The organism is Gallibacter sp. Marseille-QA0791 (assembly GCF_965119705.1).
GTDB lineage: Bacteria > Bacillota > Clostridia > Peptostreptococcales > Anaerovoracaceae > Lentihominibacter > Lentihominibacter excrementipullorum.
The window spans coordinates 870,297-884,555 of record NZ_CBCPMH010000001.1; the positions used below are offsets into that span (position 1 = coordinate 870,297).

Sequence of the window (14,259 nt, forward strand, 5' to 3'; positions counted from 1 at the left end):
CGAATGCCGCTTCAAAGCTTGGAAAATTATTCCTTTTATTTCATGTTACACGATATGGAAAATAATGTCAAGCAATATTTTACTTATCACGCCGCGTCTGCATCTCTATACGCCCTCTTAGCTCACCTATGGCCTGCGACACGCCGCCTACCTCATCGATTATCCCTGTTTCCACAGCTTCCCTTCCGAACAGCACTGTTCCCACATCGTTTGACATGTTGTCGTTACTGTTCATCAGCCTGATTATCTCATCACGTTCCGCCCTGGAATGGTCCACGATAAAATCGACCACCCTCTCCTGAGTCTTCCTCATGTAATCAAAGGTGGTCTCCGACGTAATGACGATCCCGGTCGTCCTTATGGGATGAAGGGTCATTGTAGCCGTCTTGGCTATGAATGAATAATCAGTAGCCGTTGCCAAAGGTATGCCTATACTGTGGCCTCCGCCCAGGACCAGCGAGACTGTGGGTTTTGACAGAGTAGCGATCATCTCCGACAATGCGAGCCCCGCTTCTACATCCCCTCCTACTGTATTGAGGACTACCAACAGCCCTTTCAGCTTGGGATTTTCCTCTACGGCGATCAGCTGCGGTATCAGATGCTCATACTTGGTGGCCTTGTTGTCGGCAGGCAGCGCATTATGTCCCTCGATACTGCCGATTATATTGATATACTGGACATCGCTCTCGAAATCCGGCCCGGTACTGAGAAGTCCCAGCTCTGTTATCAGATCTCTGGTGCTGTTCTCCTGCTCCGCCGTCTTTTTTTCCGGGTTTTCTTCTCTCACTTTCATATTCTCCTCTTCAAATTAATATCATTAATATTATCTGTGTTTAAGGAGTATATTATGCGACTAAGTGAAATCGGAAACAAGGAGATCGTCGACCTTTCGACAGGCTGCAGTCATGGTCAGCTGTGGGATGCTGAAATGATCTTCGACAAAAAAACGGGAAAGATAAGATCTGTACTGGTGCCGACCTTCGAAAGCGGCGGCTTTTTCAGGAAAAATCTTGGCGATATGTGCGAACTGCCATGGAGCAGTATCGTCATCATAGGAGATGATATGATCATATTCAGATCCTCGCCATCTTCATGATATATACGGACAGCCGGGGCTGTTTCATCGTCTCCTCCTATGAGCCATCTCTCTGTCACTGCCCGAAGCTCACATCCACTACGACGATCTCGCTGTCAGTACCTACTCTCATGGCCGGACCCCACACGCCGACCCCGGAGGTGACAACGGAATACATATCGTCGACTTTTTTCATCCCGCAGGCGTTTTCCCAGAAGAGGTCTATAAGCAGATTTCCCGGGAATATCTGGCCATCATGAGTATGGCCTCCCAGATCCAGATCGACGCCGGCCTTTGCCTTCTCCTCCAGCTCCGACGGCTGATGATCGATACAGATAACAGGCCCCTCTTTGTCCACCCCTGCCATCAGTTCCTCTATGGATTCCCGGCCGCCTGCGCCAGCCCTGTTAGGCTTCGACGCATCTTTCCGCCCAATGATGGTGATGTCCCCTGCGACCACAGCAGTTTCATCTTCAAGCAGCTCTATCCCCGATTTTTCAACGAACTGATCCACTTCCGGCTGTACTTTGGCGTTTTTTCCACCGGCGACCGTAAATCCTCCTATAAGCCGCTCTTCAACATCGTGGTTGCCATAGCAGCCATATACGCCGTATCTCGACTCTATACCTGATAAGGTCTCAGCTATCTTATCCGCGTCTTCCAGCGCGTAGTAATCGTTGTCCACGATATCGCCGGCGAATACCACCATATCAGGATCCTGATCGTTTATTTCTTCCACCATCCGTTCCATCATGTCATTTCCCACCGAATAACCCAGATGGGTATCCGCCACCAGCACTATCCTCATCGAGTCAGCCGTTTCAGTATGTTTGTCGATAGTCACACTGTAATTCTCCACCTTCGTATCAGGATAATGGAATACGCCGTACAAGCTGAAACATAGCACCAGGGCAATGACGATAGATCCTCTGGCCACTATATATCTACGATAACCCGGATAGTCCTTTCTCATCTTTTTCGCCAGCCACAGGACAAATGTAACTGCTTCAGCCGCCGCCACAAACAGTATCGCGTAGATGAATACGCCTATCCACACATTATTTATAAACTTGAGCGCCGCGACCCAGGAAGGGTCGTCGAACAGAGTCCAGCTGGCAACACTGCTGAACAGGAAAAAGTATATGACTGAAAAGATGACGACTACCCATTTTTTCCCGAAAAAGCCGTGTACATTCCTTAACATCCTGACAACTCTGTGCCATAAAAAGAAGTTCACCGCCAGATAAGCTATAGCCAGTAAAATCAAATACCACATTCCTCTGTCCCTGCTCCTTCCTTGTCCTCATCATGCCCCGGTCTTGCTCATTTTGTTTGTCCCTCCGCCACAGCAACCTTCAGGCTTTCATCGAAAGGGGGTCTGCATATCCCTTTTTCCGTTATTATGGCGGTTATCAGACTGTTATCTGTTACGTCAAAAGCCGGATTGTAACATCTGACTCCCTCCGGCGCCATCGGTTCCTTATAGAATTTTTCCTTTATCTCCTCCGGCGCTCTCAGCTCTATAGGTATATCATTTCCGGAAGGGCAGCCCAGGTCTACAGTTGAAGTCGGTCCCAGCACATAAAACGGGATCCCGTAATATCTGGCTAATATAGCAACGCCTAATGTCCCTATCTTGTTCGCCGTATCGCCGTTGGCTGCCACTCGGTCACAGCCTACGAAACATGCCTGCACCCAGCCGTTTTTCATTACTGTTGCCGCCATATCATCGCATATCAACGTCACGTCTACACCAGCCTTCTGTAACTCATATGCGGTAAGCCTGGCTCCCTGAAGCAGCGGTCTCGTCTCATCGGCAAATACCTTGAAACTCATGCCTCTCTCAGTTCCCAGCAATATAGGTCCCAATGCGGTCCCATACCTGGATGTTGCCAAAGGCCCGGCATTACAATGAGTCAGTATGCCATCGCCTTCTTTTATCAGCGTAAGCCCGTACTCCGAAATGGTCTGGCACATTGACATATCTTCACTATGTATTTTCAGCGCTTCTTCTTTTATCGCCGCGATCATTCTTTCAATACCCGTGTCAGCTGTCCTGGCCGCATTTATCGTCCTGTCCACAGCCCAGGTCAGGTTGACCGCCGTTGGCCTGGATGACTTCAGATAAGCTCCATACCTTTTCATCGCAGCGAAAAATCCGCCTGCCCCATCGCTTTCATCCGCCTTTCTGTCATCCTGCTCGCCCTCACGCGCTGCCAGCACTGCCATGCAGTAAGCTGCGAATATCCCAATGGCAGGAGCGCCTCGCACCCTGAGCTTATATATAGCGTCATACATCTCTTCCGGCGTCTCCAGTTCCAGATATTCAGTCCTGCCTGGGAGTAGGCTCTGATCGATTATCACGACGGCCTTTCCATCTTCCCGCATGCAAACATTATCTGTATGAATGACTTCTCGTGTGTTTTTCATTCCTCTCTCCTGGAATTTGTTTTATTATACTCCTTTTTCGATAGGCACTCACATTTCTCCCTTTCTGAACGCCTCTATCATCGCAGCTGTGATACTGATATCGACAGCCTGTGGAGGCAGCTCATCCCTTGACAGCCACACCGCCTCAGCCAATTCATCCCTGTCAAGCTGTATCGTACCGTCTCCGTCCAGATCGGCAAAAAATCCCGAAATCAATGAATCAGAAAATCCCCATGGCTGACTGCCAAAGTACCTGAGATTTTCCACATGCAGCCCCACCTCTTCCATGACCTCTCTTTTCAAAGCTTCTTCTATAGATTCTCCGATCTCCACGAAACCCGCGATCAATGCCAGCCCTTTATATGGTCTGCCTGCGTACCTCGTCACCAGGAGTCTGTCTCCATCTGTAACAGCTGCCATGATCACGGGAGATATCCGAGGATACTGAACGTTCCCACACTCAGGACATACCTTCGCTCTCTCGCGAACGGAAAAGCCGCTGACTGCTCCACAGCACCCGCAGTAGCGATGTTCCCTGTACCAGTGATCCAAATGGCCTGCCGTTACAGCCGCCAAAGGTACCCATCTGTCGGTTTTTCCGGACAGATTTCTCATATTGATATACTCCATGTTTTTCGGGATCTTTCCCTTAAGTTCACGCTGCGGCAGCAAAAACATAGGCTCATCATCTATAGAAAAAGCATATATCGCATTCTCCACATCGAGCCCCGCGGAAAGATTCGCTGCGATCTGCTCCATGGTCGGGAGTGCTATGCCACCGTCTTCCCCGTCACACACCAGCAGATTTCCGCCAGCAAAGGTGAAGACGACACTATTACCCCCGGCTTTGATATTTTTAAACGAATTATCCAGTCTGTGGGGAGCTATATCCTGTATCATCGTTTTTCACCTTCCTCAAAGTACTCTCTTATATGCTCCGCTATTATGTCCGTTACTTCATCCATTCCTTCAGCACATTCCCAGTCGTCGGTGATATAATATTTGACGATGTCATATATCCAATCCCTGTAATGCTCCAGCGCTGCATCAAGGTCCTCTATCCCCTGTGATCTGAGCTGGCGAACGTCAGCCGCCGAATATTCCACAGTTACCTTGCAGCGCCTCTTTTCCTTTCCTTCTGTGATATCGTAAACACTTACCTCGCATCTGTTGTAAAAATCCTCTCCCGGGATCAGTTTCATTTTGCGCATGACGCATTTCACCTCGCTATAGATCCTGTTTTTTCACTATATACAGATAAAAGAGGCTGTGCTCCAAAGTCTCGCTTCGGAACACATCCTCTTCTGAAAAACTCATTTATGTTGCCGCGTTATACGAACTTTTAGTTGTTAGCAGCCTTGTACTTTTCAAGAGCGTCGATGAGTTTAGGGATGATGACTTTGACATCACCAACGATACCCAGATCGGACACCTCGAAGATAGCAGCCGAATCGTTCTTATTGATAGCGATTACGCACTCGGAGTTTTCCATACCGGCGATATGCTGGATAGCTCCGGATATACCGCAGGCCATGTACAGCTCAGGTCTTACCGTCTTACCAGTCTGACCAACCTGTCTGTCCTTCTCGATCCAGCCGGCATCAACGTTAGCTCTTGAGGACGAAATCTCTCCGCCCAGCAGATCAGCGACTTTCTGCAGCTCTTTATAGTAATCCGCAGAACCGATACCTCTTCCGCCGGAAACCAGAACCTTGGCTTCTGTGATATCTACCTTCTTCTTAGTATCCTTAACTACTTCCTTGATAGTTACGTTCATGTCTTCAGGAACGAAATCAACCTTGAATTCCTCAACAGTACCCTGCTTGCCCTTCTGAGGCTCGATCTTCTTCATTACTCCAGGTCTTACCGTAGCCATCTGAGGTCTGTAATCAGCACATCTGATAGTAGCCATTACGTTACCTCCGAAAGCAGGTCTCGTCATCTTCAGAGTATTGTCATCCATTCCCAGTCTCTTGCCGATGGACTCAGTGTCAGCAGTCGACGTAGCCTTCAGGAATTCGAAATACTTGTTCATATCGATATCCAGGTGCGTGCAGTCTGCGGTAAGTCCTGTGTGGATCCTGGCAGCTACTCTTGGAGCGAGGTCTCTTCCGATGGAAGTCGCGCCGAACAGTACGATGTTAGGATCGTAGTTCTTGATAACGGCTGTAAGCGCTTTAGCGTACGGTTCCGTTACATATTCAGCCAGCATAGGGTCTTCTACTACGATAACCCCGTCGGCTCCCGCTTCGATCAGCTCCTGCGTCTTATCTTTAACCTTATCGCCCATGATAACTGCGTATACCTTTTCCTTAAGGTCAGCAGCCAGCTCTGTCGCTTCGCCCAGCAGCTCGAGAGTTACTTTGGCGACAACGCCGTCTCTCTGCTCAACTACTACATATATATCTTTACTCATTTTCAAGAAACCTCCCCACTAAATAATGTGTCTTTCTTCCATCTTCGCTATGATTGCAGCTACCGCTTCATCCGGGCTCACATCCAGCTTCGTTCCTGCTCCCTTGGCCATCTTTCCGAACGATGTAACTACCTTTGTCGGCGAACCGTTCAGTCCGATATGGTCAGGATTCAGTCCGTCCTTCAGATCGTCGAATCCCCAAACGGTGATTTCCTTTGCATAAGCGTCGATGATTCCGCCTGCGTGCATATATCTTGGCTCAGCCAGTTCCTGCAGCGCTGTCAGCAGGCAAGGAGTCTTGACTTCTATCATATGGTGTCTGTCCTCATACTGTCTTCTTACAGTGAGAACGTCGCCCTTTTCATTCGGTGTGATCTCTTCAACATATGAAATCTGCGGGATTCCAAGGTTCTCAGCGATCTGAGGTCCTACCTGAGCAGTATCTCCGTCGATCGCCTGTCTTCCGGTGATAACGATATCATATCCGATCTTCTTCAGAGCAGTGGAAATGATTATCGCCGTAGCGCATGTGTCTGATCCGCCGAATTCTCTGGCTGAAAGCAGATATGCGTCATCGCATCCCATTGCCAGCGCTTCTCTAAGTGCCACGTCAGCCTGCGGAGGTCCCATGCACACTACCGTTACAGTACCGCCAACCTTTTCTCTCAGCTGAAGAGCTGCTTCTATTCCTGATTTATCATCGTGATTGATGATGCTTGGCACACCATCTCTTATAAGTCTGTTCGTCTTAGGATCCAGTTTTACCTCGTTCGTGTCCGGAACCTGCTTTATGCATACTACTATTTTCATCGTTATTCTTCTCCCTTCACACTACTTCTTTAACTTCATCGAGCCCGAAATTACCATCTTCATTACTTCAGATGTTCCTTCGTAGATCTCTGTGATCTTAGCGTCTCTGAGCGCTCTTTCCACAGGATACTCTCTGCAGTATCCGTAACCACCCATCAGCTGTACAGCTTCTCTGCACACCTGGTTAGCTACGTCAGAAGCGAATAACTTGGCCATTGCTGCGGCAGGGCCATAGTTCTCTCCGGCATCCTTTATGCATGCCGCTCTCCATGTGAGGAGCCTTGCTGCGTCTATCTTCGTCTGCATATCAGCAAGCTTGAACTGAGTAGTCTGGAATGCAGCGATCGGTCTTCCGAACTGCTTTCTTTCCTTTACATATTCAACTGCTTCGTCCAGAGCGCCCTGCGCCAGCCCTACGGACTGTGCGGCGATACCGATTCTTCCGCCGTCAAGAGCCTTCATGGCGATCTTGAATCCCTGGCCTTCCTTGCCCAGTCTGTTGGCAGCCGGTACTCTTACGTTCTCATAGGAAACTTCGCAGTTGGATGCTGCTCTGATACCCATTCTCTTGATGTTTTCACTTACGGTAACTCCCGGCGTCCTGTTTCCGTCCTCATCCTTGAGTGGAACTACGAACGCGGATATACCCTTCGTACCCAGCGTCTTGTCTGTAAGCGCGAATACTATGCAAGTCTCAGCGAAACCTGAGTTAGTTGTAAATATCTTTCCGCCGTTGATGATATATTCATCAGTAGCTTCATCGTATACCGCCTGTGTCTGCTGTCCGGCAGCATCCGAGCCTGCGTTTGGCTCAGTAAGACCGAAACAGCCTGTCTTCGAACCATCGATCAAAGGTCTGAGGAACTTCTGCTTCTGTTCTTCCGTACCGAAGGAGTCTATGCATGAGCAGCAGAGGGAAGTATGTACCGAAATCGTGATACCGGCACTTCCGTCCTTCTTGGAGATCTCTTCCATGCAGAGCGCATAGCTGAGGTAGTCTCCGCCTACTCCGCCGTATTCCTTTGAGTATGGAATACCCATGAGTCCGTATTTGTGCATCTTTGCAAGCAGATCAAGGTCGAAAACTTCAGTTTCGTCCATTTCTTCCGCCAATGGTTTAACTTCATTTTCTGCAAATCTGCGATACATTTCCTGCTGAAGCAAATGTGTCTTTGATAATTTAAAGTCCATTGTTTATCCTCCTAAACTCCACAACTTAAATTTTGCTTACAATCACTTATTTATTTTATTGTAAATAGCAATCTGTGTCAAGTCGCATTGCCATGTATTTCGTCATGTATTTTGTATAATTTATAATGTCGGACATAGACTTTAGAATGCTTAAAACCGACTTATCATTGACAAAAAAGTATTTCCGCACTAATATGGATATAAATCGTCATTTTGCCGGAAACACCCGGAAAACAAGAGAAAAAGCAAAGAAAAAATGGGAAAGGATGTGGAATTATGTTCGAAACGCTAAAGTATGAAATAAAAGACGGTATCGCTTATATCACGGTCAACAGACCTAAAGCTCTCAATGCTATCTCCACGGCCGTCCTTAAGGATCTGAAGGCTGCCTTCGACATGGTCAAAGATGATGATCAGGTCAGGGTCGTCATCCTCACAGGTGAGGGAAAAGCCTTCGTTGCAGGAGCCGATATCGCGCAGATGTCAGCGCTCACAGGAGTAGAGGGCCACGATATGATAAAATACGGCGCCGATGTGATGAACTACATCGAATCCATCGACAAACCGGTCATCGCCGCTGTGAACGGTTTTGCCCTCGGAGGCGGATGCGAACTGGCCATGGCCTGTGATTTCAGGATAGCATCTGAAAAAGCTCAGTTCGGACAGCCTGAAGTAAACCTGGGGATCATACCCGGCTTTGGAGGCACCCAAAGACTTCCTAGGCTGGTAGGTCAGGGAATGGGAAAATACCTGATAATGACAGGAGAATATATCAAAGCCGACGAAGCGCTCAGACTTGGACTGGTAGAAAAGGTAGTATCTCCCGAGGAACTGATACCTACGTGCGAAAAACTGGCGAAGACCATCATGAGCAAGGCTCCTATCGCCATCTCCACAGCCAAGCGCGTAATAAACAAGGGACTGATGCTGGATGTTCCCGCGGGGGTCGCGCTGGAAAGCGAAGCTTTCACCGTCCCGTTCTGCTCGGAAGACAGGATAGAAGGGATGAAAGCATTCCTCGAAAAGCGAGAAGCTCAGTTTAAAAACAGATAAGATATCTGCCCAGGGTTTACGGTACGGCATCATATATACGGTGCCGTACCTTTTTTCTTTGTCCCTCCTACTTGCAATACTGGTCTTCTATCTGTATATCAGTTTCCACACCGTACTTCTCCTTTATACTTGAAAGCCGGAGAAAATGAGGCTGTTGACAATGCTTCTTCTGCGCTTCCCTGCTTGTCCACTGTTCCCATAAAAACATCTTGTCATCCTCATCAGCGTGAAAAAAGAAATCATATCTTATACAGCCGTCTTCCTCTCTGGACAATTCCGGCGCTCTGCTTTCCTTTACTTCTCTGTAAAAAGCATCCCGTGTCTCTTTATCCGCGAATTTGTATGTGACATAAAAATTTGTCATTTTTCTACCTCCGATTCCGTTTCCCGTATTTCAACACATCGATAATATGAATCATACCATCTCAGACAGGATTTAACAATAGCAAAGGGACTTCCTCCCTGACCGGACCTCCCTGACCGGATATTATACGCCTGTCGCGATCCGTCTGCTGCCTGTCTTGACATTCCGCTCCGGCATCGCTATAATAAACTTGAGAGTACACAAAAAACTCGTCAGTATCATCAGGAGATCCTAAGGGCCGCGTTATCCTGCGTCCCGGTTCCCGAGATACATTCCGGACGAGTTTTTATTTGGAGGTATTACTTTGATGGATCAAAAAAAAGAACATATCATAGAAGCAGGCAGAGATATTTTCGAAAGGAAAGGGTACTACAACACATCCATGCAGGATGTCGCTGAAGCCTGCAACATATCCAAGGCCACCCTTTACAAACTCTTTCGCTCCAAAGAAGATTTCAGCATGGCCATCATATGCTACATGATAGAGCAAATGCTGTGCAGCATACAGCAGCTTATGGATGCCCCGCAGACGTCTCCTCTGGAAATGCTCAAAAATTGTATATCGGAGCGGATGACAGGATTCTCGGCCCGGACCCATTTCATAAACGAATTCCTGTCCGCCCAGCCTTTTCAGCAGCGTGAAAAATACCTCAGCTATATAAACAAGCTCAGTCTTGACATATTCCTGCTGTTCCAGCAGATCATCATGCGGGCTTTCGATATGGATGATGAAAACCTGGCCGGAGAGCTGGCCATGAGTCTCAGCGGGCTGCTTCGCGAAACAGCCTCCATCACCTGGCGCTGCCAGATCTCCCTGGATCGCGACGTATTCATGGACTATATCATCGACAGTCTGCAGGCGACACTGATGATACGAAAAGGAAAGCCTGTATTCCTCACGCCGGATGTCCTGAACCATTTCAAGACATCCTGTACCGACGATATGGAAAAGCTGAAACCTTTTTTCATGAAAAAAACACTGACCCATTCTCTCAGAGATGCTCTCGATAATTATGAAAAGACAGAACAGGTATCCTGCCTCAATGAGGCCGAAGAACTCCTGAAAAAACTCAAAGCTATAGAACAGAAAGGAACGCGATGAATACTGACAAAAAAGCAAAACATGAATCCGAAAAGAAAACATTGATAATCGCCGTCATGATATCCGGCGTATTTTTGGCTGTCCTCAACCAGACCGTCCTCTCCCCGGCTCTTCCCAGCATCATGGAAGATCTGCATATAACAGCCGCCGAAGGACAATGGCTGACAACAGCTTTTCTGCTGGTCAACGGTATCATGATACCTATAACAGCCTACTTCATCGATCGCTTCACTACCAGGCAGCTGTTTCTCAGCTCGATGCTGATGTTCGCCGCGGGTACGGCCGTCGCCGGCTTTGCCGGAAGCTTCGCTGTGCTCCTGCTGGCAAGGATACTGCAGGCTATGGCTGCCGGCGTACTGATGCCGATGATACAAACTGTCATATTGCTTCTCTTTCCCCGCGAAAAGCGCGGAGCAGCTATGGGCGCTATCGGTATCGTGATAGCCTTCGCTCCCGCCATCGGACCGACACTTTCCGGATGGATAGTGGATGTCTGGGGCTGGAACAGTATTTTCCTCCTCATCGTGCCGCTGGCTCTCATCATCATAGTGATCTCCTTCCTGTTGCTTAAAAACGTAGGGGAGACATCCCACACCAAACTCGATATCCTGTCGGTGATCTTCTCCAGCATCGGGTTCGGAGGACTCCTCTATGGATTCAGCGTTGCCGGAAGCTACGGATGGCTCCATCCCATAACCCTGGCCTCCCTGATAATCGGCGCGTCCTTCCTGGCAGCTTTTATAAAGCGCCAGCACACCTTATCGGCGCCGCTGCTGGAGCTGAGCATTCTCAAGATCAAAGACTTCAGATATTCCACTATCGTCAGCATGATAGTCAACGCGGCGCTGATAGCCGGAACCATCATCACACCTATATATCTTCAGAATGTCCTTCAGTTCACCGCGATGGAATCAGGTCTCGTCATGCTCCCCGGCTCACTGCTGATGGGCATCATGAGCCCCGTGACCGGACGACTTTTCGACAAATTCGGCCCAAGAGGGATCTCAACGTTCGGTCTTGCCCTCCTTACGGTCTTCACCGGCTTTTTCATGTTCATAGACGAAACCTGGACCTTTACGACTGTCTGTCTCATATACACCGTAAGGCTCTTTGGCCTGGCCATGGTCAACATGCCTATCAATACGTGGGGGCTCAACTCCCTTGAAAACAAGATGATCGCTCACGGAAGCGCCATCAACAACACGGCCAGGCAAGTCGCCGGTTCCATTGGTACTGCCATCCTCATCACCATCATGACTATCGTCAGCGCGGCTACTGCCGGCGCCGGTCCTGTCGAGTCGACTCTCAACGGCATGCGGGCTGCCTACGGGACAGCCACCGGACTGAGCGCCGTAGCTCTCATCATGATCATCCTCTTCGTAAAACGAGCAAAACGCGATGACGATATCTTTTGCGATTGATGTCTTTCGCGTGGTATAATGAAAACATCGATAAGCTCACGTCATTCAAAAAACACGACCATCAGGCGGCTTACCATAAGCCGACGATTTCGCAGCGAAGTATCCACAGGAGGGAAACAAAATGAAAAATCAACATCATGTGATAACCATCGGCCGGCAGCTGGGAAGTGGAGGTTCAGCCATGGGAAAAGCTATCGCCGAGCACTTCGGATTCGAATATATCGATAAGGAGATCCTGGTAAAAGCTGCGGCCATCCTGGATGCCGACGAAGAGAACCTGGAGTTGGTGGATGAAAACGTCTCTGCCCTCACGGCCATGGCTCGTTCCGCCGCATTCGAAATGCCCTACATCGCCAAGGAATGGTATATACCGACCAGCGATCAACTGTTCAAGACTCAGACAGAAATCATGCGTGAATCTGTAGAGAAAGGGCCATGCGTCATCATCGGCCGCTGTGCCTCCTACCTGTTCAGGCATTATGAAAAGCATACCAGCATATTCCTGCAGGCGGATATGGACAGCCGTATAAAACGCCTGGAAAAGACCCTGGATAAAAAGCTTTCGGAAAAAAAGGCCGTCCACGACATAGAAAAGCAGGACAGAGAAAGAGCTCAATATTACAATACCTTTACCGGGAAAAAATGGCTGGATCTGAGGCAGTACGATCTCGTCCTGGACACATCGCCGTTTTCCGACGAGGAGATCAAGGATATATTGTTCCATTACATTACTGTCAGATTCCCTGAACTGAAGAAATGATCCCATCCGCCGGTACTTCATCGACGCCCGGCAGACAAAGCCTTCTAATCGAGTAGGAGGCGGTGACTAACCGCCGTCCTCTCACACCACCGTACGTACGGTTCTCGTATACGGCGGTTTCAATAGTTGACGTGCATCTGCTGGTATGCATCGGCTAAATCATAAAAGCCTTTGCGTACCAGTATTTCTTTTGATAAGGCTCTGTTTACTGTGCTGGTTGCCGATGTAAACCAATGCCCTCTGCGGCTGTTAGCCGCCATGAAGGCATAATGCTTCGGTATCCCAAGCTTCATCAGATACTTCATCTTCGACCTCGGCTTTTTCCACATCTTCCATATACACATGCGTATTCTGTGGTATAGCCATCCATTCAGTTCTTCGATTGCTTGCTTCATCGCTGCGATTCCGTAGTAGTTAAGCCATCCTCGCATATACTCTCTGATTTTGCACAGTGCCGGTATTACGCTCTGAACATGTCTGCGGGAAGACAGGCTTTTCAGTTTGGCTTTCATCTTCTTCCACGACTTCGGATGAACTCGAATGAATGTACCATTTCCGTTCCTTCCCAATGCGAAGCCGAGGAACTTAAAATTTCGAATCGCATACACACTGGCCACTTTGCTCTTCTTTCTGTTGACAGTCAGCTTCAGCTTGTTTTCCAAGTATGAAGTGCTTGTTTCCAATAGCCGTTTAGCCGCTCTCTCGCTCTTTGCAAGTAGTACGATATCGTCAGCGTACCGCACACACGGTACACCTCTCCTTTCGAATTCCTTGTCGAATTCGTCCAGATAGATGTTAGCAAGCAGCGGGGACAGGTTCCCTCCTTGCGGAGAGCCTTCTTCCGTGTCCATGACCACTCCATTTTCCATCACTCCACTTTTAAGATATCTCTTGATGATTTGGATGACCCTCTCATCTTTGACTTCCTTACGCAGCCTGTTCAGTAATATCTCATGGTTCAGTGTGTCAAAATACCTACTCAAGTCGAGACTCACCGCATAGCGATATCCCTCCTCGGCGTATTCCCTTACTCGCTCTATTGCATCTTTTGCGTTCCGTCCCGGCCTGTAGCCGTAGCTTCCGTCCGAGAACATTGGCTCGTAGATTAGCATCAGCTTCTGTGCTATTGCCTGCTGGATGATTCGGTCGATGACGGTAGGAATACCAAGCTTTCGTATTCCTCCATCCGGCTTTGGAATTTCGACTCGTCTTACGGGTGAGGGGGTATATTTCCCTCTTTTGATTCTTCCTATCAACTCGTCTTTATGTTCCCTAAGCCATGGCAGTGCCGCTTCAATGGTCATTCCATCTATCCCCGGCGCTCCCTTGTTTGCCTTCACTCTTTTGTAAGCTCTGTTCATGTTATCTCTTTCCAGTATCTTACCTAAGATGTCCGGCTCTGCACTGTCTCTTTCCTTCCATATCCGGTTAAATGAACGGTGCGCTCTCACATACCCTTTACGTTCCGCGCTATCTCTCTGTGAGCAGCTTTCTTTCTCGTTTTCTGCACTCATTTGCTCATTCCTCCTTTCCAGGTTGTACTTAAGACTCCTATTGATTCGGTCCTTCGCTTCTCAGTTACTATGACCTCTGCTGACTTCTGTGTGCTCAGCGCCACCTTACGATAGCGGTTACCC

Annotated in this window: 15 protein-coding genes; 5 read left to right on the forward strand and 10 right to left on the reverse strand. The window is 48.6% G+C overall.

Annotated features, from left to right (window positions below):
• Positions 1-79: 79 nt before the first annotated feature.
• Complete coding sequence (locus tag ACQY69_RS03960; RefSeq protein ID WP_428258810.1) at positions 80-793, reverse strand: ClpP family protease; 714 nt, start codon at positions 791-793, stop codon at positions 80-82.
• Between the two features lie 54 nt (positions 794-847).
• On the opposite strand from ACQY69_RS03960, the gene ACQY69_RS03965 reads away from it, so the two are divergent.
• Positions 848-1,096 (forward strand): YlmC/YmxH family sporulation protein, encoded by a 249-nt coding sequence (locus ACQY69_RS03965; RefSeq protein WP_428258812.1) that lies wholly within the window; start codon positions 848-850, stop codon positions 1,094-1,096.
• A 55-nt stretch (positions 1,097-1,151) separates the two neighbouring features.
• Here the strand turns inward: ACQY69_RS03965 and ACQY69_RS03970 are convergent, their stop codons facing one another.
• From ACQY69_RS03970 to ACQY69_RS04000, 7 genes are all read right to left on the reverse strand, one after another.
• Entirely contained in the window at positions 1,152-2,351 is a 1,200-nt protein-coding gene (locus ACQY69_RS03970; RefSeq protein WP_428258814.1) for a metallophosphoesterase, read from the reverse strand.
• Between the two features lie 47 nt (positions 2,352-2,398).
• Positions 2,399-3,505: an S-methyl-5-thioribose-1-phosphate isomerase gene (gene mtnA / locus ACQY69_RS03975; protein WP_428258816.1), complete on the reverse strand. Its 1,107-nt coding sequence runs from the start codon at positions 3,503-3,505 to the stop codon at positions 2,399-2,401.
• A gap of 48 nt (positions 3,506-3,553) precedes the next feature.
• Positions 3,554-4,405 (reverse strand): NAD(+) diphosphatase, encoded by an 852-nt coding sequence (gene nudC / locus ACQY69_RS03980; protein ID WP_428258818.1) that lies wholly within the window; start codon positions 4,403-4,405, stop codon positions 3,554-3,556.
• On the reverse strand, positions 4,402-4,716 hold the full coding sequence (locus ACQY69_RS03985) for a hypothetical protein (RefSeq protein WP_428258820.1): 315 nt from the start codon (positions 4,714-4,716) through the stop codon (positions 4,402-4,404). The genes nudC and ACQY69_RS03985 overlap by 4 nt, the downstream gene beginning before the upstream one ends.
• 131 nt (positions 4,717-4,847) lie before the next feature.
• Positions 4,848-5,921, reverse strand: coding sequence for an electron transfer flavoprotein subunit alpha/FixB family protein (locus tag ACQY69_RS03990; RefSeq protein ID WP_428258821.1), 1,074 nt, complete (start codon positions 5,919-5,921; stop codon positions 4,848-4,850).
• Positions 5,922-5,939: 18 nt separating this feature from the next.
• Positions 5,940-6,731, reverse strand: a complete 792-nt coding sequence (locus ACQY69_RS03995) for an electron transfer flavoprotein subunit beta/FixA family protein (protein WP_428258823.1) — start codon at positions 6,729-6,731, stop codon at positions 5,940-5,942.
• A gap of 21 nt (positions 6,732-6,752) precedes the next feature.
• Complete coding sequence (locus ACQY69_RS04000; protein ID WP_428258825.1) at positions 6,753-7,922, reverse strand: acyl-CoA dehydrogenase family protein; 1,170 nt, start codon at positions 7,920-7,922, stop codon at positions 6,753-6,755.
• Between the two features lie 273 nt (positions 7,923-8,195).
• Between ACQY69_RS04000 and ACQY69_RS04005 the strand changes: the two genes are divergently transcribed.
• On the forward strand, positions 8,196-8,975 hold the full coding sequence (locus tag ACQY69_RS04005) for an enoyl-CoA hydratase-related protein (protein WP_428261011.1): 780 nt from the start codon (positions 8,196-8,198) through the stop codon (positions 8,973-8,975).
• 67 nt (positions 8,976-9,042) lie between these two features.
• On the opposite strand, the gene ACQY69_RS04010 is transcribed toward ACQY69_RS04005, so the two are convergent.
• Positions 9,043-9,339 carry a putative quinol monooxygenase gene (locus ACQY69_RS04010; protein ID WP_428258827.1) on the reverse strand — a complete coding sequence of 99 codons (297 nt, stop codon included), beginning with the start codon at positions 9,337-9,339 and terminating at the stop codon, positions 9,043-9,045.
• A gap of 307 nt (positions 9,340-9,646) precedes the next feature.
• Here ACQY69_RS04010 and ACQY69_RS04015 point away from each other — a divergent pair, with 307 nt between their 5' ends.
• The 3 genes from ACQY69_RS04015 (at position 9,647) to ACQY69_RS04025 (ending at position 12,622) form a co-directional block, all read left to right on the forward strand.
• Positions 9,647-10,441 carry a TetR/AcrR family transcriptional regulator gene (locus ACQY69_RS04015; RefSeq protein WP_428258829.1) on the forward strand — a complete coding sequence of 265 codons (795 nt, stop codon included), beginning with the start codon at positions 9,647-9,649 and terminating at the stop codon, positions 10,439-10,441.
• On the forward strand, positions 10,438-11,862 hold the full coding sequence (locus ACQY69_RS04020; RefSeq protein ID WP_428258830.1) for an MDR family MFS transporter: 1,425 nt from the start codon (positions 10,438-10,440) through the stop codon (positions 11,860-11,862). The genes ACQY69_RS04015 and ACQY69_RS04020 overlap by 4 nt, the downstream gene beginning before the upstream one ends.
• A 121-nt stretch (positions 11,863-11,983) precedes the next feature.
• On the forward strand, positions 11,984-12,622 hold the full coding sequence (locus ACQY69_RS04025; RefSeq protein WP_428258832.1) for an AAA family ATPase: 639 nt from the start codon (positions 11,984-11,986) through the stop codon (positions 12,620-12,622).
• Positions 12,623-12,741: 119 nt separating this feature from the next.
• Here the strand turns inward: ACQY69_RS04025 and ltrA are convergent, their stop codons facing one another.
• Complete coding sequence (gene ltrA, locus ACQY69_RS04030) at positions 12,742-14,136, reverse strand: group II intron reverse transcriptase/maturase (RefSeq protein ID WP_428257586.1); 1,395 nt, start codon at positions 14,134-14,136, stop codon at positions 12,742-12,744.
• Between the last annotated feature and the right edge of the window lie 123 nt (positions 14,137-14,259).